Source organism: Faecalibacterium sp. OM04-11BH (genome assembly GCF_003482185.1).
In the GTDB taxonomy this organism is placed as follows: domain Bacteria; phylum Bacillota; class Clostridia; order Oscillospirales; family Ruminococcaceae; genus Faecalibacterium; species Faecalibacterium tardum.
The window spans coordinates 31186-52392 of record NZ_QULS01000006.1 but is presented as its reverse complement, the minus strand read 5'-3'; the positions used below and the strand labels follow the sequence as shown (position 1 = coordinate 52392).

The window sequence follows — 21207 nt, the reverse complement described above, 5'->3', positions numbered from 1 at the left end:
CCGTCAGAACCTACTTGTCCGTTCAGCTCTGCCGCTCAGGGGCCAGTATCCGAAGTTCTCTGCACCCGCCTTGCACCACCCGGCGGCTCTCTGCACGCAGAAGAAAGATCGTTTTATCCCCGTCAACGCATTTGCACTTTGTTGAAAGTGAGATAATTTTAGCACGCCTGCCAGAAAGTGTCAAGAAGTTTCGTTCAGGATAAAGATGAAAGCATTTCACAATACCATGGGGTAAATCATGCAAAATTGAGGTCGTTGCTCCCCTGCCCTCTCATCCGGCAAGCCCTTTGCGCACCTATAATATGGTAACTGAGCGGCTTTAGCCCTCTTTGTTAAGAAACTGCTAAGTTTTTGCAAAGTTGCCCTCGCTGCGCTGTTGCCGGGCGGTAAGGTGTGGTATACTGGACGCAGCAAACGGTGGAAGCCCACTTTTATAGAAGGAGGAACATCCCATGAAAGAAGTCAAGCCATCCAAAAAGCCGTTGGCCATCTACTATGCCATCGTGCTGCTGGTGCTGCTGGTCATCAACCTTGTGGTCATGCCGTGGCTGGCCGAGCGTCAGGTGCAGGAGGTAGACTACGGCACCTTTATGAGCATGACCGAGCAGGAGAACATCGGCAAGGTGGATATCCAGTCCAACCAGATCATTTTTACGGATAAGGACAGCAAGCAGATCTACAAGACCGGCCTGATGAACGACCCCGGCCTGACCGAGCGTCTGTACGATGCCGGCGCGCAGTTCTCCAGCGAGATCGTGGAGCAGGGCTCGCCGGTGCTCAGCTTTCTGCTGTGGTTCGTGCTGCCCATTCTGCTGTTCAGTTTCATCGGCAACCAGATGAACAAAAAGCTGATGGAAAAGGCAGGCGGCGGTCCGGGTGCCATGATGTTCGGCGGCGCGGGCAAATCCAACGCAAAGGTGTATGTGCAGTCCACCCACGGCATCCGCTTTGCGGACGTTGCCGGTGAGGACGAGGCCAAGGAGAACCTGCAGGAGATCGTCAATTATCTGCACGACCCCAAGCAGTACGAGGAGATCGGTGCTTCCATGCCCAAGGGCATTCTGCTGGTAGGCCCTCCGGGCACCGGCAAGACCATGCTGGCCAAAGCCGTGGCAGGCGAATCCAACGTGCCCTTCTTCTCCATCTCCGGCTCGGAGTTCGTGGAGATGTTCGTGGGCATGGGTGCCTCCAAGGTGCGTGACCTGTTCAAGCAGGCCAAGGAAAAAGCCCCCTGCATCGTGTTCATTGATGAAATTGATGCCATTGGCCAGAAGCGCAACAGCGGCCAGTTTGGCGGCAACGACGAGCGCGAGCAGACCCTGAACCAGCTGCTTACCGAGATGGACGGCTTTGAGGGCAACACCGGCGTCATCATTCTGGCAGCCACCAACCGCCCGGATTCCCTTGACCCTGCCCTGACCCGCCCCGGCCGGTTTGACCGCCGTGTGCCCGTGGAACTGCCCGACCTGAAGGGTCGCGAGGAGATCTTGAAGGTACATGCTAAAAAGGTGAAGATTGCCCCGGGTGTGGACTTCAACACCGTGGCACGCATGGCTTCCGGTGCCTCCGGCGCAGAGCTGGCCAACATCGTGAACGAAGCCGCCCTGCGTGCCGTGCGGGCGGGCCGCAAGAGTGTGACGCAGGCCGACCTTGAGGAGAGCATCGAGGTGGTCATTGCCGGCTACCAAAAGAAGAATTCCATCCTGACCGACCACGAAAAGTGCATCGTAGCCTACCATGAGATTGGCCACGCCCTTGTGGCGGCCAAGCAGTCCAACTCTGCCCCGGTGCAAAAGATCACTATTATCCCCCGCACCTCCGGCGCACTGGGCTACACCATGCAGGTGGACGAGGGCAACCACTACCTGATGAACAAGGCCGAGCTGGAAAACAAGATCGCTACCCTGACCGGCGGCCGCGCCGCCGAGGAGGTGGCCTTCAACTCCATCACCACCGGCGCATCTAACGATATCGAGCAGGCCACCAAGCTTGCCCGCGCCATGTTGACCCGCTACGGCATGAGCGATGAATTTGACATGGTGGCGCTGGAGACCGTAAACAACCAGTATCTGGGCGGCGATACCTCGCTGGCATGCAGTGCCCAGACCCAGCGCGAGATCGATCAGAAGGTGGTAGAGCTGGTCAAGACCCAGCACGAAAAGGCCATCCGCATCCTGACCGAGAACCGCGCAAAGCTGGACGAGCTGGCACAGTACCTGTACCAGAAGGAGACCATCACCGGCGAGGAGTTCATGGATATCCTCAACCGCGATGATGCAGAAAACAAACCGGAAAATTCCTGAAAATAAAAATTTTTGAATCTTTTGCAATAATCCGACCGCCGTATCCGTTTATAGAGCAGATACGGCGGTTTTCCATTGTGGATGCGCCGCAGCTGAACCATGGTTTAAAAAAAGATTATGATGCAAAAAATGAAGGCAGTCCCTGCGGCTGCCGTTTTCAGGAGGTATTTCTTATGAAGATGCTGAACAAAAAGTTTGTCCGTACCCTGAGCTGTGCCGCTGTGGCGGTGTGCGCCGCCGCCATGCTGAGCGTGGGTGCATTTGCCGCCGAGGTGGATTCTACCTGCGTGGAGGGCTATCTGCCCCCGCAGGAGCAGATGGTGCAGGGCGATATCGCACTGCACAGCGGTGACGTTGCCGTGGGCGAAAAAGACCCCAGCTACGGCGGCTACGGTGCCCCGGAGGGCAACCCTATTCAGGGCAACATCATGCTGATCTCCGGCGACGAGCTGGCCGACACCGCAAAGACCGAGGCGCGCTACACCGTCAAGGGTCTGCTGGGCAAGCAGCTGCTGTACACCGCCCGCCAGAAGGACGGCGTGCTGACGCTGGATGTGCCCGCCGAGGTGGCTACCTTCCGCACCACCATCGAGGATATGCAGACTTTGCAGGCCAACGGCGTGAAAACGCTGGTGCTGGTGACCGAGAAGAACACCACCACCCTGAACCTCTCTCTGCTGTGCGAGGGACAGAAGTCCGGCACCCGCGTCACCCTGCGGCATCTGGGCAGCACTGCTACCCTCTCTGTGGGTCTGCGCTGCCGCCGCGACCTGCTGATCGGCCGCTAATCGGAAAAACGGCAGTATAATTTGTGGTTCAGAAACGCCCACAGGCGTTTCTGAACCACTTTTTTAATGATGACAAGACCCCCGGCGGGCAGCCGGGGGTCTTGTCGCACACTTATGGAGACTTGGACAGGAATAAAAGGAAGATCACATTCCCTTTGCGGGAAAGAGAATCGCTGCTTACTTGCCGCGGACGGCTGCGAAACCGGCCTCCAGATCGGCAAGGATATCATCGATGTGCTCGGTGCCGATGGACAGGCGGATGGTGTTCTGGTAAATCTGCTGCTCGGCCAATTCTGCATCGGTCAGCTGGCTGTGGGTGGTGGAGGCCGGGTGGATGACAAGGCTCTTTACGTCCGCCACATTGGCCAGCAGAGAGAAGATCTTCAGATTGTCGATGAAGGTAAAGGCCTCCTCGCGGCCGCCCTTGATGTTAAAGGTAAAGATAGATGCGCCGCCGTTGGGGAAATACTTCTGGTACAGGGCGTGATCCGGGTGATCCGGCAGCGAGGGGTGGTTCACCTTTTCCACCTGCGGGTGGTTGGCAAGGAACTCCACCACCTTTTTGGTGTTCTCCACATGACGCTCAATGCGCAGGCTCAACGTCTCAGTGCCCTGCAGCAGCAGGAAGGCGTTGAAGGGGGAGATGGTAGCGCCGGTATCCCGCAGCAGGATAGCGCGGATGTAGGTGACAAAGGCGGCAGGGCCTGCGGCATCCGCAAAGGAGACGCCGTGGTAGCTGGGGTTGGGGGCAGCAATATTGGGGTAACGGCCGCTGGCCTTCCAGTCGAAGTTGCCGCTGTCCACGATGATGCCACCCAGCGTGGTGCCGTGACCGCCGATGAACTTGGTAGCCGAGTGCACCACGATATCCGCACCGTGCTCGATGGGACGGATGAGGTACGGGGTGCCGAAGGTGTTGTCAATGACCAGCGGCAGGCCGTGCTTGTGGGCGATGGCGGCAATGGCGTCGATATCCGGGATATCACTGTTGGGGTTGCCCAGCGTCTCCAGATACACAGCCTTGGTGTTGGGCTGGATCGCGGCCTCCACCTGTGCAAGGTCGTGGGCATCCACGAAGGTGGTGTTGACGCCGAACTGGGTCAGGGTGTGTGCCAGCAGGTTGTAGCTGCCGCCGTAGATGGTCTTTTGTGCCACGATGTGGTCACCGGCCTGTGCCAATGCCTGAATGGTGTAGGTGATGGCGGCTGCACCGGAAGCGGTAGCCAGTGCTGCCACGCCGCCCTCCAGCGCTGCGATGCGCTTTTCAAACACATCCTGCGTGGAGTTGGTCAGACGGCCATAGATGTTGCCTGCATCGGCCAGACCGAAGCGGTCTGCGGCGTGCTGGCTGTTGCGGAACACATAAGACGTGGTCTGGTAGATGGGCACCGCACGGGCATCGGTGGCAGGGTCGGCCTGCTCCTGACCGACATGAAGCTGCAGGGTCTCAAATTTATATTCAGACATTGTTATTTGCCTCTCTTAATATACCAAAAGTATTATTATTGTGTACAAAAAATCCCGATGCGTTTTCAAAGGCGCACCGGGCAGTGTGGTCTACCGGAGCTGCTGCTGTCACATTCGGGTGTACATTCGCACAGCCGAGGGCAACATACAGTACACATCCGATGCCGGTGCCCGGTTGGTATGCATTCGCCCACAGCGATAATTCGCGTGCAGCAGTTCTTTCCAGATCAGCTTCATCTTTGTGCCCTCCTTCCGGTAAAACTTTTCCATCCCTCTATGTACCACCCGCCGGGGAACCTCTGTTTCATTTCCCTACAAGACTGGTGGATTGGATGTCTGCATTATATCCCGTTCTACCTAGTTTGTCAATAGGTTAATTCCGCTTTTTTCAAGGATGTATTTTTTGCATGATAATTTTGCCCGTACCGTCCCCGCCCGACAGCATTTTGTACAGCGGCTCCTTTTGCGGGCAAAGCAAGCAAAAACGAAGCCCGGAGCGTCTGCGGACTCTCCGGGCTTCGTTTTTGCATAAAGTTGGTCAGACCTGCTTTGTCTCTTCCGTCCGGGTGGAAATGCTAAACAGCACAAAGCCGATGACGAACAAAATGGCAATGGAACCCACACCCACGTTGGCGCTGCCGGTCAGCTGGCTGCCCACGCTGACGATCATAGTGCCAAGGAAGGATGCACCCTTGCCGCAGATATCGAACAGGCCGAAGTATTCACCGGACTTTTCCTGCGGGATGATCTTGGCAAAGTGGCTGCGGCTCAGTGCCTGCACACCGCCCTGGAACATACCCACCACCACGGCCAGCACCCAGAACTGCCACTGACTCTTCAGGAAGAAGGCAAAGACGGCAATGCCGATATAGGCTGCAATGCACACCGGGATGAGGGTCTTGGACGCGTATTTCTGGCTCAGGCGGCCAAAGATCAGCGCCGAGGGGAAAGCCACGATCTGGGTGACCAGCAGTGCCAGCAACAGGCCGGTGGTGTCCAGCCCCAGCGCCGTGCCGTAGGCGGTAGCCATATCAATGATGGTATACACGCCGTCGATGTAGCAGAAGAACGCCAGCAAAAACCAGAACACCTGCTTGTCCTGCGGCAGATGCTTCAAGGTCTGCCCGATGCGCACAAAGCTCTGGCGGATGGCGTGCTGCTCCACCTCCACATAGTTGATCTGGCGGTATTTTTTCAGCAGCGGCAGGGTGACCACCAGCCACCACACGGCGGTAATGACCAGCGCGATGGACAGCGCGGTCATCTGACTAAGCCCCACCGCACTGCTGCCCAGCACCAGCGCCAGACAGACCACAAAGGGCACGCAGCTGCCGATATAGCCCCATGCGTACCCGCGGGAGGACACCATGTCCATCCGTTCCGGGGTGGTCACATCGCCCAGCATGGAGTCGTAGAACACCAGACTGCCGGAGTAGCCGATCTTGGCAATGATAAAAATGACCAGAAAGGCCAGCCATGTGCCCGCCAGACCCATGGCGCAGCAGCCAATGACGCCCACAAAAAGGCAAAGCATGAAGATGGGCTTTTTAAAGCCCTTGGTGTCCGCCAGCGTGCCCAGAATGGGGCTCAGAATGGCGGTGACCACCGTGACGATGGAGCTTGCATAGCCCCAATAGGCCAGATAGTCCACCTTGCTCACCCCACCGGCCTCGGCCAGCGCATTGAAGAAGATGGGCACCAGCGTGGCGATCATCAACACAAAGGCCGAGTTGCCCACATCGTATAAGATCCATGCCCGCTCCAGCGGTGTCACCTTGAATTTTTCAGTTTTCATCGTATTTCCCTTGTCCTCTTTGCACCGCCGGGCGGCGCGTTTTTTAAAATTCCCCAAAGGTGTGGTCGTAGGCGGCGTCCAGCGGCTCGTCCGTATCCAGCTTTGCCACATACTCCAAGATCAGCCGCTCTGCCAGCGGTAAAGCCTTGGCATACAGCGCATCCAGCTTGCGGTTGCTCTCGGTGCACTGCGGGTTCGGCTGCGGGTTTGCCACAAGGCCGTGCATCCCCTCGTACTTGCCCAGCACCTTCATGCCGGTCAGCACCACCCAGCGCTTGACCGGATTCGAGGCCTGCAGCACCTTATGCACCATGATCATCCCCTTCAGAGCTTCCAGCGCGGTCTGCTCCGAGATATCCTTGTAGAACGGCGCAATGACCCGGGCGTTTGACGCGCTGGGATGGATATGGCTGGCGGTAAAGAAGGTCAGCGGATCATAGCCGTCCCGGCGCAGCAGCATATTGTCGAACTCAGTCTCGATCTCGCAGTGGGTCACACCGCTCTCCCGGGTAAACTGCTCCACAAAGGGGTGGCAGGTGCTGTCCAGTGCAAAATGACACACAAAGCCCAGCGCGTAGGCCAGCGCAGCCTCGCGGTCGGCTTCCTCGTGCACCACCCGCCGTGCACGGTCAAAGAACGTTCTGCCCGGCTCGTCGTGCATGGCATTGCCCAGCGCGGCGACCGGGGTGGACTTTTCCGCATGGTAATAGAACAGTAGATCCGGCCCGTGCAGGCCGATATCATACAACTCCCGGTGTGCCTCCAGCTTTTCCCGCAGCGGCGCGGGCAGGTGATCCAGCACATTTGCGCCAAAGCGGCGGTGTGCGTAGGTAGAGGGCATCTCTCATTCCTCCTTCTTGCAGTGCCAGCGCCCGCCGCCCTGTTCCGGCTGCACTGACCAAAAATTCTATCGTTTCCAGTATAGCAGAAAGTTTGCCGACCTTCTACCCTTTTGTGTCTGTTTTCTGTAAAAAGTTTTAATAATTTTGCTGCACTTCCCGCCGCTCCCCCAAACAGAAAAGGGTACTCCTGAAATGCCCGCAGGTATTTCAGGAGTACCCTTTCTAATCATTCAGATTCACACACTCTCATAGCCCTGCGGCATCTCGCTCTTGCGGTCGCGGGACATCAGGTTGCGCAGTGCGTCGCTGGCGCTCATGCCCTCCTTGACGATGGCGTTCACCGTCTGGGCAATGGGCATTTCCACATGGTACTTCTCGGCCAGCTCCATGGCGGCGGGCAGGGCGTTGATGCCCTCCACCACCATGCCGACTTCCTTCACGGCCTGCTCCGGGCTTTCGCCCTTGCCGATCAGGATACCGGCGCGGTTGTTGCGGCTGTGCATACTGGTGGCGGTAACGATCAGGTCACCGATACCGGCCAGACCCGCAAAGGTCTGGACATTGCAGCCCATAGCCACGCCCAGCCGGGCGATCTCGGCAATGCCGCGGGTGATCAGGGCGGCACGGGCGTTATCTCCGTACCCAAGGCCGGTGGAGATGCCGACGCCCAGCGCGATAACGTTCTTCATGGCGCCGCTCAGCTCCACACCCTTGATATCAGAGTTGGTGTACACGCGCATACAGGTGTTGCTGAACACCTCCTGCACCACCTCGGCAGCCTCCAGATCCGGGCTGGCGGAAACGATGGTGGTGGGCAGATCCAGCGCCACCTCCTCGGCGTGGGTGGGGCCGCTGAGCGCCACCAGACGCACCGCACGGGGGCCGTTCTCGTGGCTCAGCTCGTCGGCAAGGATCTCGGTCATGGTATATAAGGTATCAGGCTCAATGCCCTTTGCCACATCCACGATGATCTGGCCGGAGCGGATATAGGGCCGTGCCTTGGCCGCCGTGGCACGCACGAACACCGACGGCACTGCAAACAGCAGCACATCCTTGCCGGTGCACACTTCCTCTATGCTTTTGGTAAAACGCAGCTCCTGCGGGATGACCATTCCCGGCAGATTGGGGTGCACCCGGGTGGTGGAAAGGTTGTCCACCTCGGCCTCAATGGCCGACCACACCTGCACATCGTTGCCGCTGACAGTCAGCATCCGTGCCAGAGCCATGCCCCAGGTACCTGCACCCAGAACACCAATACTAAACTTTTTCACGTTTGTATCCTCCGTGTCTGCACCGGGCCAAGGGCAAGCCCCTGCCGGTGGATTTGCGCCGTGCCGGGCCGTTGCCCCGCGCCTGCGCACTACTATGACCATTGTACACGAAAGCACCCACAGCGTCAAGCATCTGCCGCATTGCACAAATATTTAACAAGTTTATGCAATTTTTCGGTCACATCACACGTTTTGTGCAAACCGTTTGCGCTGCGGGGCATTTCATGCTATTATAGTATTCTGGTAGGTTTTGTAGGGATTGGTGATTCAGTCTCTTGACTTTGACCCTACTTTAAGGTATATACTGCTTTAGTCGGCAAAAGCTTTGCCGGAGCGCGTATTTTTTAGCTTTGAGGAAAAAACGATGTTTGAAGCACTTTTATCCAACCGCACGGTCAGCGTGCTGGTGGAGGCGCTGCCCCGCATCCTGACGGCAGGCCTGACCATGACTATTCCGCTGACCCTTCTCTCCTTCTTTTTTGCTATGATCATCGCAGTGGCGGTGGCGCTGGTGCAGTACGCCAATGTGCCGGTGCTGCGGCAGATCGCCCGGTTCTATATCTGGGTCATCCGGGGCACCCCGCTGCTGGTGCAGCTGTTCATCATCTTTTACGGCCTGCCCAGCGTGGGCATCATGCTGAACGCCTTTCCGGCGGCGGTCATCGCCTTTGCCTTCAACGAGGGTGCCTACTGCGCCGAGACCATGCGCGGTGCGCTGGAAAGCGTACCGCAGGGGCAGCTGGAAGCCGGGTACTGTGTGGGCATGAGCTGGTGGCAGATCATGCGCCGCATCGTGCTGCCGCAGGCGCTGCGCACCGCCGTGCCTGCGCTGTCCAACTCCCTCATCGGTATGATCAAGGACACCTCGCTGGCGTCCAACATCACAGTGGCAGAGCTGTTCATGGCTGGGCAGCGGGTAGCCGCCCGCACCTACATCTTCCTGCCCATCTACTGCGAGGTGGCTGTGGTGTATCTGCTGTTCTGTACCGTCATCACCAAGCTGCAGGCGCTGCTGGAACGTCAGCTCAACGCCCGCGGCTTCCAGTAAAAAGGGAGGGTGAGCACCTATGGCTATGTTAGAGATCCGCAATGTGCAAAAAACCTTCCGCACCTACGCAAAGCCCGGCCTTTTTCACCGCCCCGGTGCACGGAAGGTCATCAGTGAACTGCCCGTGCTGCGCGGGGTAGACCTGACCGTGGAAAAGGGCGATGTAGTGGCCATTCTAGGGCCGTCCGGCTCCGGCAAGACCACCCTGCTGCGCTGCCTGAACTTTTTGGAAACTGCCGATGCCGGGCAGCTGGTGTTTGACGGCGAAAGCTTCGACCTTGCCCATGCAGGCCGCGCCGACATTGCCCGGCTGCGCAAAAAGACCGCCTTTGTATTCCAGAACTACAACCTGTTCCGCAACAAGACCGCCCTGCAGAACGTGACCGAAGGGCTCATTGTGGCGCGTAAGCTGCCCAAGGAGCAGGCGGATGCTATCGGCATGAAGATGCTTGCCAAGGTAGGTCTTGCAGACCGCGCCGACTACTACCCCCGCCAGCTTTCCGGCGGGCAGCAGCAGCGGGTGGCGATTGCCCGCGCCCTTGCCGCCGACCCGGAGATCATCTATTTTGACGAGCCCACCAGCGCCCTTGACCCGGAGTTGACCGGCGAGGTGCTCAGCGTGATGCGGCAGCTGGCCGAGGAGGGCATGACCATGCTGGTGGTCACCCACGAGATGGGCTTTGCCCGCAACGTGTCCTCCAAGACCGTGTTTATGGAAAACGGCGTGGTGGTGGAGCAGGCACCCTCTCAGCAGTTCTTTGCATCCCCCAAGGAGGAGCGCACCCGGGCCTTCCTGCGCAGGATCGCCCATACGGAATAAAACCATTTCTCTTTTTGCATTTTTTCACGACAGAAAGGATTTTTCACTTATGAAACGTAGAACCTTTATTTCTCTGATGGGTGTTATGGCCGCCGCCGGGGTGCTGGGCCTGACCGGTTGCTCCTCCAAGGACACCACCTCCAGCACCGCAGGTCCCGCACCGCTGAACAAGCTGGACAGCATCCAGAAGAGCGGCAAGCTGGTGGTGGCGCTGGAGGGCGCATGGCAGCCGTGGAGCTACCATGATTCCTCCGACACGCTGGTGGGCTATGACGTGGAGGTATCCCGCGCCATTGCCGAAAAGTTGGGCGTGGAGCCGGAGTATGTGGAGAGCGACTGGGACAGCCTGTTTGCCGGTCTGGACGCAGGCCGCTACGACATGGTGTGCAACGGCGTGGAAGTGACCGAGGAGCGTGCCAAGACCTACGCTTTCACCACCCCCTACGGCTACATCCACACTGCGCTGGTGGTGCGCAAGGACAATACCGACATTACCAGCTTTGAGGACCTGAAGGGCAAGACCACCGCCAACAGTCTGGCTTCCACTTACATGGAGCTGGCCGAGAGCTACGGCGCTACCGTGCAGGGCATCGACACGCTGGAGGAGACCATCCAGCTGCTGACCGCTGGCCGCATTGACGCCACCCTGAACGCGGATGTTTCCTTCTACGACTACCTGAACGTCCACCCGGACGCAGACTTCAAGCTGGTGGCGCAGACTGCCGAGGCCTCCCATGTGGCTATTCCGGTACTCAAGAGCGAGGACACCGCCTATCTGGACGCGCTGAACACCGCCATTGAGGAGCTGCGCGCCGACGGCACCTTAAAGACCCTGAGCGAGAAGTATTTCGGACAGGATATCTCTTCTGAAAACTAAGAAGCTCGACCCTCTCAGTCTGCTCACTTCGTTCGCATCCAGCTCCCCCGAAAGGGGGAGCTTTTTTTGTTATCTGCCAGTCCGTGCGGTAAAGCTCCCCCCTTCGGGGGAGCTGGCGAGCGCAGCGAGACTGAGAGGCTAAATTCTCTATTGACTTGCGCAATATTATATGATATATAATATTATAGAAACACACCATATCGAAAGGAGGCTGTTCCTGCATGAGTTTTCCCATCAGTGCCGCGCTGCTGGACGCCATTGTGCTGTCCGTGGTGGCGCAGGAGCCGGAAGGTACCTACGGCTACAAGATCACCCAACAGGTCACCCACACGCTGGAACTGAGCGAATCCACCCTGTACCCGGTGCTGCGCCGGTTGCAGAAAGACCAGCTGCTCACGGTCTACGATGCGCCCTTCAATGGCCGCAACCGCCGCTATTATCAGATCACCTCCGCCGGGCGGGCGCAGCTTGCCGCCTACGCGCAGGAGTGGAGCCACTACCGTTCTTCCATTGACACATTTTTCAGAGAGGTGGAATGATCTATGACCCGTACTGCATTTCTTGCTGCGCTGGAGCAGCTTCTGGCCCCCTTGCCGGAGGCCGAGCGCAAGGACGCTTTGAGTTATTACGAAGATTATCTGGATGCCGCCGGGCCGGAAAACGAAGCCCGCGCCATTGCGGAGCTGGGCAGCCCTGAGGAGGTCGCCCGCAAAATTCTGGACGAGCAGACCCCGGCAGGCAGTTCTGCCGCCCCGGCATCCCCTGCCCCGCGTTCCCGCTGGCGCATGGTGCTGGGCGGCGGGCTGGCGGTGCTGGTGCTAGCCTGCTTTTTCTTCCAGCACTCCAAGGCCACCCCTGTGCAGCCGGTCGAGCCTGCGTCTCCGGCAGCAGACAGTAGCTCTGTCCCGGAGGAGGCCAGCAGCAGCTACCTCGCTGTCCCGGCCGATACCGTCCCCCTCACCATTCCTGCTGATGACCTTGGGGAAAGCACCCTGCAGATTCCGCTGGAAAAGCTGGATCAGGAACTGAAGCTCAGCCTGAACTACGGCTCTGTGACCTTTGTCACCGACCCGTCCCTCACCTCGGACAAATACGCCACCTTCCAGTTCGACAACTTCCCGCATTCGCCGGTTCTGCGCCACACCGGCGGGGATGGCCGTACTACCCTGACCTTTGAAATGCCGGAAAACTGGCAGGTAGCCGAGAATGCCCCGGAAGCCATGCTCACCGTCACCATTCCGGCAGACGCCCTCACCCGGCTGCTCATCAGCTTGGAGACCGGCGATGTCCGCCTTGCGCCCATGCAGCTGAAAACGCTGACTGTTGCGCTGACCAATGGCAGTCTGCGTGCCGAAAACCTGACCGTGACCCGCGACCTGCTGATCGAGCTTCCTGCTGGCAAATGTATGATCGATCACCTTTCCATTGCGGAATACGCCAGTATCGCTGCAACCTACTGCATCCGCCTGCATCTGGATGGCGACCCCGCCGACTACACGACCGATGCCCGCACGGATGACGTTGTACGCATCGGCAATAAGGAATATGATAAACGCTATACCTCTTCCGGTCCCAACGGCATCCTGAATCTTTACGCCAAAGGGCTGATTTATCTGAACGTTGAGGAACAACGCCCCGCATAACAGAAATCGCCCCTCTTCCATGGCTTTGCGCCAGCGAAGAGGGGCGTTTTTGTGTTTATGCCTGATGAAAATACTCGTAGATGGTCTGTGCCAGCTGTTTGCCCACACCGGGAGTGTTTTCCAGCTGGTCGGGGGTGGCTTCCTTCACCGCGCCCACACTCTTGAACTGCGCCAGCAGGGCTTTGGCCGTTTTAGGGCCTACGCCCGGCACCTCGGTCAGGGTGGAGGAGTAGCTTTTCTGCTTCATCTGCTGCTTGCGGTAGGCGTTGGCAAAGCGGTGGGTCTCATCCTGAATGGCAGTGATGAAGGTAAAGGTGCCCCGGTTCATATTGATGGCAATTTCCCGCCCGTCGCTGTCCACGATGGCGCGGGTGCGGTGGTGGTCATCCTTTACCATGCCGTACAGCGGCACATCTGCCAGTGCCGTACCGGCAAGCGCCTCCTTTGCGGCGCTCACCTGTCCCCTGCCGCCGTCCATCAGCAAAAGGTCGGGCTTCTGCCCGAACCAGTTGCCGCTGGGCTGACCGCTTTCGGCCTGTGCGGCGTATTTTTCGTACTCTGCCGCCCGGCGGGAGACGGTCTCTGCCAGCGAAGCGTAGTCATCCGTGCCCGCCACGGTTTTCATTTTGAACTTGCGGTAGCCCGCCTTGAAGGGCTTGCCGTCCTTGAAGGTGACCATGCCGCAGACGCTGCTGCCATCGCCCCAGTTGGAGATATCGTAGCTTTCAATAGCGCGGGGCGGCTTTGAAAGCCCCAGCACCTGCGCCAGCTCGTCCAGCAGCTTTTCCTCCCGGGCGTAGCGACCGCTCTCCCGCGCCAGACGCTCCACCGCGTTGGTGTGCGCCATTTCCACCAGATGCGCTTTATCGCCCCGCTGGGGCACATACAGCTGCACCTCGCTGCCCCGCTTCTGGTTCAGCGCCTGCTGCAAAGCATCCATGTCCGGCGGCAGCGCATCCACCGCGATGATCTTGGGAATTTGTTCATCGTCCAGATAGTACCGGGGCAGAAATTCCTCCCGCACCGCGTCGATATCCGAGGTATCGTGGAACAGAAACTCCCGCTTGTCGGTCAGCCGTCCCTCCCGGAAGCGCAGCACCGCCGCACACACACTGTCCGGCGTGCCTGCCAGCGCCACCACGTCCATCTCCACGTCCGGGTCTACCACTACCTTCTGTCCTGCCGTCAGCTTGGTGATGGCATTGATCTGGTCCCGCAGAAGGGCGGCGGTCTCAAATTCCAGCCGGTCGGAGGCCTCCTGCATCCGCTCGTTGAGGGTTTTCAGGATATCCTTTTTGCCGTAGCGGATGAGGTGCACCGCGTTTTTGACCGCCTGATTGTAGGTCTCGCAGCTGATCTTTCCGCTGCACACTGCCATGCACTTGCCGATATGGGCGTTCAGGCAGGGGCGACCTTTGCCGATCTCCTGCGGGAAGCGCTTAGAGCAGCGCGGCAGCAAAAAGGCATCCATGGCCGTTTCTGCCATCTGCCGCGCCGCAAAGCTGGAGGTGTAAGGGCCGATATACTCCGCCCCGTCCTCCTCCTTTTGCAGGGTGAAGGAAAGGCGCGGCCAGTCCTCCCGGGTGACGCGGATATAGCTGTAACCCTTGTCATCCTTGAGCAGAATGTTGTACTTGGGGGTGTGCGCCTTGATCTGGCTGGCTTCCAGCACCAGCGCCTCGAACTCGCTTTGACAGACGATAACGTCAAAGGCGTAGGCATGGGCGATCATCTGGCTGACCTTGTTATCGTGGGGCACGCCCTCGCGGAAATACTGGCTTACCCGGATGCGCAGGCGCTTGGCCTTACCGATATAGATGATGGTGTCGCTTTTGTCCCGGATGATATACACCCCGGGCAGCAGCGGCAGCATACAGGCTTTTTGATAGAGCTCGGCCTTGGTCATGCGTTTTCGTCCTCAGCTTTTGCAGCACGGAGGTTTTTGCAGTGGAAGAGATCGGCCACGCAGCCCACGATGCCCGCCACATTGAGCAGCCATACCCAGCTCTTGACCCGCTGCTCGGTGAACAGCTCCAACAGGGCGTTTGCCGCCAGCAGCAGACTGAACAGAACAAGGAACACATACCACGGCTTCCCGGAATTACACAGTGCCACGAACTTTTCCATTCGCTGTTTGTTTTTCTCGCTCATAAAAAGCCCTCCTTCTTCCCGTAAAAAAGCTTATCAAAAAAGCGGCAGGGAACCCCCGCCGCTTTCTGTTGCTTGTGATACAGACTTACTCTGCAAAGCCGGACTCCACCAGCTTGATCAGGCCATCCACGGCAGCCTGCTCATCGGCGCCGTCAGCGATGATGCGGATGGTGGTGCCGCCCACGATACCCAGAGACAGAACGCCCAGCAGGCTCTTTGCGTTCACGCGGCGTTCTTCCTTTTCGACCCAGATGGAAGACTTGAACTCGTTTGCCTTCTGGATAAAGAAGGTAGCCGGACGAGCGTGCAGACCAACCTGATTTTCAACGGTAACTTCTTTTACGTACATAGTAAAGCGCTCCTATCTAATATCGTTTTGGTGTACAAAAGCATGGTGTGCCTGTTGTGTTACACTCATTTTAGCGCAAGTCGAAACACTTGTACAGACCCCTTTTGCATTTTTGGCGCTTTTCCCAATGAATGAGGGAGCATTTTTCAGGTTTTGTACAAAGACAATAAAATTATACCCCAAAGGTTAGAGGTGTAATACAAAAGTTTTCAACAACTTTTAGACCGCCGGGGAGTTTTCCTCTGAATTTTGTGTATTTTTACCGATATTTCCGGTGCCGGCTCACTCCTGCGCAGGGCCTGCGTAGCGCATCTGCACCAGTGCGCATTTACGCGTCACAGTGGGGTATTGCTGCGGGTCAAACTCCAGCCTTGCGCTGCCGTCCGGCTGCCAGCCCATGCGGGTATACAGCGCAATAGCACGGGTGTTGGTGTTCAGCACACTCAGCACCGGATGTGCGTGCTCCGGCAGCTTTTTGCGGGCAAAATCCAACAGCTTTGCGCCGATGCCGTTGCCCCGGGCTTTTTCCGTGACGAACAGATGCTCGATATGCCCCGCCTTATGGCTGACACACACCATGCCGTCCGGCACATCCTTGGTGGTGTGCAGGTAGCACACCCAGCCCGCCGCCTTTTCCTGCTGTAATTGCAGCAAAAACTGCGGCTCAGTCAGAGCGCGGCAGTATTCCGGCGTCCAGTTGTCGGCGCAGACAGCCTGCCGTCCCTCGGCAAACAGCTTTGCGGCGGCGGCAAACTGCTCGGCAGTCTTTACCAGCCGGACATTCTCGCCCCGCTTCCACTTGGGCACTTCGGCAATGGGGTGGCTCGTGCACCACTGCTCGTACAGCTCCGGGCGGCGCAGACGGGTGCGGGTGCGGCTCTGCTCGCCGCGCCACGCGTCGATTTTAGCGTGGTCGCCGCCCAGCAGCACCTCGGGCACGGCGCGGCCTTCCCACACCTCGGGGCGGGTGTACTGGGGATATTCCAGCAGACCGTCCCAGTAGCTTTCCTCCTCGTAGCCCTTCTGCTCGGCCAGTACGCCGGGCTTCAGGCGCAGCACGCTGTCTGCCACCACAAGGCTGGCCAGCTCGCCGCCGGTCAGGATATAATCACCAATGGAGATCTCCTCGTCCGCAAAAGCTTCGATGACACGCTCGTCAATACCCTCGTAGTGGCCGCAGACCAGCGTCAGGTTGTCGTACTGTGCCAAGCGCTTTGCGTGCTCCTCGGTGTAGCGCTGCCCGCCCGCCGTCAGGAACACGATATGCGGGGCGGGCCGTCCCTGCTGGGCCACCTCGCGCTGCACCGCCCGCAGGCAGTCCGCGATGGGCTGGGCGTACAGCACCATGCCGCAGCCGCCGCCGTAGGGATAGTTGTCGGTCTGCTTCTGCTTGTTCAGGGTATAATCCCGGATCTGGTGGCAGTGGGTCTCAATATAGCCCCGCTTTGCCGCCCGGCCGATGATGCTGGCATCCAGCACCTGCTGGCACATCTCCGGGAACAGGGTCACGATATCCACACGCATTCCCATGGCTTACTCCTCCTCCCGCTCGCTGTCAAAATCATCATCCAGCAGACCGGGGATGGGGGTGACAAGGATGTATCCCTCCGGCGGGTTGCGCTCTTTCAGGAAGGCGTCCACCCCCGGGAACATATACTCCTTGCCGCCGGGTGCCTTGACGGTGTAGATATCCTGCGCACCCGGGTGGTCTACGCTGGTCACCACGCCGTATACCTTGCCAGTGTCAGCGTCCCGCACTTCGCACCCGATGAGGTCCGCCACATACCACCGGCCTGCGGGCAGAGTGGCATCGTTGCGATCAAAGTAGAACACCTGCCCGCGCAGCGCCCGGGCGGCATCCATATCGCTGACCCCCTCCAGTTGGAGCAGCGCCATCTGCCCCTGCGGACGGATGGAAAGGATCTTATAGGCTTTGCCGCCCTGTGCCGAAGGGTACAGGCGGCCCACTTTTTTCAAAAAATCCACCCCGTCGCACCAAAGCTCCAGCTTCATTTCCCCGCGCACACCGTGGGTGGTAACAACTTTTCCGGCTTCCAGATATTGCTGCATCGTTTTCTCCTGTAAGAACCCTCTCAGTCAATGCCTGCGGCATTGCCAGCTCCCCCGAGGGGGGAGCTTTTTGACGAAGAGGTGGTGTATTGCTTGTTTGTTCAGAATGCTCCTGTGTACAGTCTGCTCCAAGCTCCCCTTTCGAGGAAAGACTTCCCCCGCTCCGGGGGAAGATGTCACCGCAGGTGACAAAAAGGGGAATCTGGCGCGAAGCGTCTGAGAGGGTTTTCTATAACCAAAAAGGCCCCTTGCCGCAAGGGCAAAGGGCCAGTAGGGTGCTCAGTCGATCTCAACAAGGACCTTTTCATCGACCCGCACAGCAGCCGCGCGCATCACCACACGAATGGCTTTTGCGATCCGGCCCTGCTTGCCGATGACACGGCCCATATCTCCCTCTGCCACGCTCAGGTGGTAGACGATGGTACCGTCCTCGCGGGGCTCGTCCACCGTGACCTTAACGGCGTCCTTGTCCTCCACGAGACCGCGGGCAACTGCCAGCAACAGCTCCTGCATGAGTCAGCCCTCCCCTACTTACAGAATGTTGGACTTCTTCAGCAGGACACGAACGGTATCAGTGGGCTGAGCGCCGTTAGCGATCCACTGCTTTGCCTTCTCGGCGTCGATCTTCACCTCAGAGGGCTCCTTGTTGGGATCGTAAGTGCCGATCTCCTCGATGAAGCGGCCATCGCGGGGGAAGCGGCTGTCAGCAACGACAACACGGTAGAAGGGAGCTTTCTTGGCGCCAACGCGGCGCAGACGAATCTTAACTGCCATAATAGATATCCTCCAAAAATTGTTGTTTTTGATATATGTTACAAACCCCGCCGGGGTTGTATACCGTTGTTATTTCAGTCCGCGGAAGGCGTTGGGGTTGCCCATCATGCCGCCCAGACGGCGGGCAAAGCCCTTGGGGCTCTTCTTGAACTGCTTCATCATCTTCTGCATCATCTCGTACTGCTTGAGCAGCTTGTTCACGTCCTCCACGCGGGTACCGCTGCCTGCGGCAATGCGGCGCTTGCGCTTGGGGTTGATGATGGAAGGCTTTTCCCGCTCCTCTTTAGTCATGGAATAAATCATGGCCTCGATGCGGTCAAAGGCTTTTTCGTCGATCTGGCTGGCGTCGATACCGGAAGCACCGGGCAGCATACTCAGCATTGCGCCTGCACCGCCCATCTTGCGGATCTGGGCGAACTGCTCCAGCATATCGTTCATATCGAACTTATTTTCCATCAACCGCTTGGCGGTCTCCTCAGCAGCCTTTTCGTCGGCGGCATCCTGTGCGCGCTCGATCAGGCTGAGCACATCGCCCATGCCAAGGATGCGGCTTGCCATGCGGTCCGGGTGGAACACATCCAGATCATCCAGCTTTTCGCCGGTGCCCTGAAACTTGATGGGCTTGCCGGTAACGGCCAGCACGGAAAGCGCTGCACCGCCGCGGGTATCGCCGTCGGTCTTGGTAAGGATGATGCCATCCACGCCCACCGTCTCGTTGAAGGTCTTAGCCACATTGACGGCATCCTGACCGGCCATGGCGTCCACCACCAGCAGGGTCTCGTCCACGGGAACGGCGGCCTTGATGTCCACCAGCTCCTGCATCAGCACTTCGTCGATCTGCAAGCGGCCTGCGGTATCCAGAATGACGATATCGTTGCCGTAGTCCTTGGCGTGTGCCAGTGCCTTACGAGCGATCTCCGGCGGCTTTGCGCCGGGCAGGGTAAACACCGGTGCACCGGCCTGCTTGCCCACCACCTGCAGCTGGTCAATAGCAGCGGGGCGGTAGATATCGCAGGCCACCAGCATGGGGCGGCGGCCCTGCTTGATATAGAACTTGGCAAGCTTTGCCGCGTGGGTGGTTTTACCGTTGCCCTGCAAGCCGCAGAGCATGATGACCGTCTGGCCCTTGTTCTTGATGTTCAGGCGGGCGGCTTCGCTGCCGCCCATGAGGGCTACCAGCTCCTCATTGACGATCTTGACCACCTGCTGGGCGGGGGTCAGGCTCTCCATGACCTCCTGTCCCATGGCGCGCTCGGACACCTTTGCGCAGAAATCCTTTGCAACCTTGTAGTTGACATCGGCTTCCAGCAAAGCCATCCGCACCTCGCGCATGGCGGCTTTGATATCTACCTCGGTCAGTTTACCGTGACCGCGCAGCTTTTTGAATACACCGGCAAGGCGGTCGGTCAGGGATTCAAATGCCATTGTGCGGTGCTCCTTTCAAAATTCGATCAGCTTTCGTTTGCTTCATCCATCGAGCGGATGATCTCCAGCATTTTTGTCAGCGTTTCCACATATTCCGTGGTGGTGATATTGGCGCGGGGGCCGGTGCACTCGAAACGGGTGTCGATGACCAGCTGCTCCAGCTGTTCCAGCTTCTGCTGCACCCGCCGGTAGCGGGCTGCAAAGCCTACCTTTTCTTCCAGTTCCTTCAGGGTGGTCTCGCCGTGCTTGATGGCGTCCCGTGCGCCCTGCCGGGTGATGCCGAAGTTTTCGCCGATCTCGCTCAGCGAAAGATCATCGTTGTAATACTGGCGCAGCATCTCGCGCTGCTTCTGGGTAAGCACCTCGCCATAAAAATCCAGCAGATACCCCATTTCCAGATCTTTTGCCATTGCTGTTGACCCCCGGTGCTCTGCTGTCTGTGCTTGCTGTGTTGTAAAGTTTTTTTGCTTTACGGATGGAGTATACCAGAACCCCTGCCCCTTGTCAAGGGGATTTTGGAGTTTTTTCTGAAATATCTGCCCGAAATTCGCTGTTTTTCCCAAAAGGCATCTTGACGCAGCCGGGGGCTTTGCGTTAGGATAATAGTGTTGTATCCCAAGAGAAAGGAGTGCCCTTGTGCCGATCTACTCTAATTTTTACCAGACCCTTACCACCGCCTGCCCCATTGTGGAGCTGCGGGGCTACGCCGCCGCCTGCGGGCTGAAGGGGCATCTGTACGCTTATCTGGATTTTAACGGCCCCACCGGCACCGCCCGGGACGGCCTTGCCGAGGGGATGCTGGCGCTTGCCATTGAAAAAAAGCAGCTTGCCCCGGGGCAGCCCATCATTGAGGCAGCCTCCGGCCCCTTTGCCACCGCCCTTACGCTGGCCAGCCTGACCGCCGGGCACCCCATCGTGCTGGTGATGCCGGAGGACGCCCCTGCCCTGCGGCAGGAGTACCTGCTGCGGCTGGGTGCACAGATCCGGCACAGCCCTGCCCGCAGCGGTCTGGCCGGGGCGCGGGCGCTGGCGGCGCAGACCGCCGCCGCAAACGGCTGGTACTATATGAACTGGCTTGCCAACGATGACAACCCGGAGTATCACCGCCGGGTCACCGGCCCCGCCATTGTGCAAAGCATTGCCCGGCAGAACCAGAGCCTTGTGGACGCCATTACCATCGGGGTGGGCAGCGCCGGCACGGTGACCGGCGTGGGCGAGACCATCAAGGCATGGACGAACGATGTGCGCATCGTGGCGGTAGAGCCTTACGAAAATCAGGTGCTGGGCGGCGGGCTTACCGGCCCCCACGGCATCCCGGATATCGGCTACGGCATCGTGCCGGAAAACTACAACAGCTATGTGGTGGATAACGTTTCCGCTGTGGCCAGCCGGGACGCCCAGCGTGCCGCCCAGCAGGTGCTGCGCACTGATGCCATCCCTGCTTCGGTCAGCGCCGGTGCTGCCCTGCACGCCGCCGCCCAGCTGCTGGCCAACTGCAACAGTCGTGCCGCGCTGGCGATCTTCAGCGGGCGCGCCAGCATCGTGTAAGCGGCTGCTTCTATCAATAGGAAAGAAGGACGTTTT

22 protein-coding genes and 1 other annotated feature (1 of these 23 only partly in view) are annotated in these 21207 nt (G+C 58.7%); of the genes, 8 read left to right on the top strand and 14 right to left on the bottom strand.

Annotated elements, in window-relative coordinates:
* Positions 1-135 (bottom strand) — a binding site (T-box leader); it reaches 132 nt to the left of the window's first position.
* Between the two features lie 317 nt (positions 136-452).
* Together ftsH and DXB44_RS07105 are read left to right on the top strand one after the other, a co-directional pair.
* The gene (gene ftsH / locus DXB44_RS07110; RefSeq protein ID WP_118658209.1) at positions 453-2303 is read left to right on the top strand and encodes an ATP-dependent zinc metalloprotease FtsH; all 1851 of its coding nucleotides are present in this window, start codon (positions 453-455) and stop codon (positions 2301-2303) included.
* Positions 2304-2476: 173 nt separating this feature from the next.
* Positions 2477-3091: a transcriptional regulator, IclR family protein gene (locus DXB44_RS07105; protein WP_118658208.1), complete on the top strand. Its 615-nt coding sequence runs from the start codon at positions 2477-2479 to the stop codon at positions 3089-3091.
* Between the two features lie 177 nt (positions 3092-3268).
* On the opposite strand, the gene DXB44_RS07100 is transcribed toward DXB44_RS07105, so the two are convergent.
* From DXB44_RS07100 to DXB44_RS07085, 5 genes are all read right to left on the bottom strand, one after another.
* Complete coding sequence (locus DXB44_RS07100; RefSeq protein WP_015536893.1) at positions 3269-4558, bottom strand: O-acetylhomoserine aminocarboxypropyltransferase/cysteine synthase family protein; 1290 nt, start codon at positions 4556-4558, stop codon at positions 3269-3271.
* 108 nt (positions 4559-4666) lie between these two features.
* Positions 4667-4795 carry a hypothetical protein gene (locus tag DXB44_RS14985; protein ID WP_279220762.1) on the bottom strand — a complete coding sequence of 43 codons (129 nt, stop codon included), beginning with the start codon at positions 4793-4795 and terminating at the stop codon, positions 4667-4669.
* 301 nt (positions 4796-5096) lie between these two features.
* Positions 5097-6353, bottom strand: coding sequence for an MFS transporter (locus DXB44_RS07095; protein WP_118658207.1), 1257 nt, complete (start codon positions 6351-6353; stop codon positions 5097-5099).
* A 43-nt stretch (positions 6354-6396) separates the two neighbouring features.
* Complete coding sequence (locus DXB44_RS07090; protein WP_118658206.1) at positions 6397-7194, bottom strand: zinc dependent phospholipase C family protein; 798 nt, start codon at positions 7192-7194, stop codon at positions 6397-6399.
* A 237-nt stretch (positions 7195-7431) separates the two neighbouring features.
* A complete protein-coding gene (locus tag DXB44_RS07085; RefSeq protein WP_147366405.1) occupies positions 7432-8466 on the bottom strand; it encodes an NAD(P)H-dependent glycerol-3-phosphate dehydrogenase in 1035 nt (344 codons plus the stop codon).
* A gap of 364 nt (positions 8467-8830) precedes the next feature.
* On the opposite strand from DXB44_RS07085, the gene DXB44_RS07080 reads away from it, so the two are divergent.
* The 5 genes from DXB44_RS07080 to DXB44_RS07060 all read left to right on the top strand — a co-directional run bounded on the left by DXB44_RS07080 (position 8831) and on the right by DXB44_RS07060 (position 12854).
* Positions 8831-9514 (top strand): amino acid ABC transporter permease, encoded by a 684-nt coding sequence (locus DXB44_RS07080; RefSeq protein WP_015536889.1) that lies wholly within the window; start codon positions 8831-8833, stop codon positions 9512-9514.
* A gap of 19 nt (positions 9515-9533) precedes the next feature.
* Positions 9534-10334 (top strand): amino acid ABC transporter ATP-binding protein, encoded by an 801-nt coding sequence (locus DXB44_RS07075; protein WP_118658204.1) that lies wholly within the window; start codon positions 9534-9536, stop codon positions 10332-10334.
* 49 nt (positions 10335-10383) lie between these two features.
* On the top strand, positions 10384-11211 hold the full coding sequence (locus tag DXB44_RS07070) for a transporter substrate-binding domain-containing protein (protein WP_118658203.1): 828 nt from the start codon (positions 10384-10386) through the stop codon (positions 11209-11211).
* A 221-nt stretch (positions 11212-11432) separates the two neighbouring features.
* Positions 11433-11750, top strand: coding sequence for a PadR family transcriptional regulator (locus DXB44_RS07065; RefSeq protein ID WP_015536886.1), 318 nt, complete (start codon positions 11433-11435; stop codon positions 11748-11750).
* A 3-nt stretch (positions 11751-11753) separates the two neighbouring features.
* Positions 11754-12854 (top strand): DUF4097 family beta strand repeat-containing protein, encoded by a 1101-nt coding sequence (locus DXB44_RS07060; protein WP_118658202.1) that lies wholly within the window; start codon positions 11754-11756, stop codon positions 12852-12854.
* 55 nt (positions 12855-12909) lie between these two features.
* Here the strand turns inward: DXB44_RS07060 and uvrC are convergent, their stop codons facing one another.
* The 9 genes from uvrC to DXB44_RS07015 all read right to left on the bottom strand — a co-directional run bounded on the left by uvrC (position 12910) and on the right by DXB44_RS07015 (position 20033).
* Entirely contained in the window at positions 12910-14760 is a 1851-nt protein-coding gene (gene uvrC, locus DXB44_RS07055; protein ID WP_118658201.1) for an excinuclease ABC subunit UvrC, read from the bottom strand.
* Positions 14757-15005 (bottom strand): hypothetical protein, encoded by a 249-nt coding sequence (locus DXB44_RS07050; RefSeq protein WP_118658200.1) that lies wholly within the window; start codon positions 15003-15005, stop codon positions 14757-14759. Before DXB44_RS07050 ends, uvrC begins: the two co-directional genes overlap by 4 nt.
* Before the next feature lie 85 nt (positions 15006-15090).
* Positions 15091-15354: an HPr family phosphocarrier protein gene (locus DXB44_RS07045; protein WP_005920365.1), complete on the bottom strand. Its 264-nt coding sequence runs from the start codon at positions 15352-15354 to the stop codon at positions 15091-15093.
* A gap of 282 nt (positions 15355-15636) precedes the next feature.
* Positions 15637-16884, bottom strand: a complete 1248-nt coding sequence (gene trmD, locus DXB44_RS07040; protein WP_118658199.1) for a tRNA (guanosine(37)-N1)-methyltransferase TrmD — start codon at positions 16882-16884, stop codon at positions 15637-15639.
* Positions 16885-16887: 3 nt separating this feature from the next.
* Positions 16888-17424 (bottom strand): ribosome maturation factor RimM, encoded by a 537-nt coding sequence (rimM, locus tag DXB44_RS07035; RefSeq protein WP_005920369.1) that lies wholly within the window; start codon positions 17422-17424, stop codon positions 16888-16890.
* 279 nt (positions 17425-17703) lie between these two features.
* The gene (locus DXB44_RS07030) at positions 17704-17937 is read right to left on the bottom strand and encodes a KH domain-containing protein (protein ID WP_005920371.1); all 234 of its coding nucleotides are present in this window, start codon (positions 17935-17937) and stop codon (positions 17704-17706) included.
* Positions 17938-17955: 18 nt separating this feature from the next.
* The gene (rpsP, locus tag DXB44_RS07025) at positions 17956-18198 is read right to left on the bottom strand and encodes a 30S ribosomal protein S16 (protein ID WP_022257433.1); all 243 of its coding nucleotides are present in this window, start codon (positions 18196-18198) and stop codon (positions 17956-17958) included.
* Positions 18199-18267: 69 nt separating this feature from the next.
* The gene (ffh, locus tag DXB44_RS07020) at positions 18268-19623 is read right to left on the bottom strand and encodes a signal recognition particle protein (protein WP_118658198.1); all 1356 of its coding nucleotides are present in this window, start codon (positions 19621-19623) and stop codon (positions 18268-18270) included.
* Between the two features lie 26 nt (positions 19624-19649).
* A complete protein-coding gene (locus DXB44_RS07015) occupies positions 19650-20033 on the bottom strand; it encodes a sigma factor-like helix-turn-helix DNA-binding protein (RefSeq protein WP_015536880.1) in 384 nt (127 codons plus the stop codon).
* 226 nt (positions 20034-20259) lie between these two features.
* On the opposite strand from DXB44_RS07015, the gene DXB44_RS07010 reads away from it, so the two are divergent.
* Positions 20260-21171, top strand: coding sequence for a pyridoxal-phosphate dependent enzyme (locus tag DXB44_RS07010; RefSeq protein ID WP_005920377.1), 912 nt, complete (start codon positions 20260-20262; stop codon positions 21169-21171).
* Positions 21172-21207 lie beyond the last annotated feature (36 nt).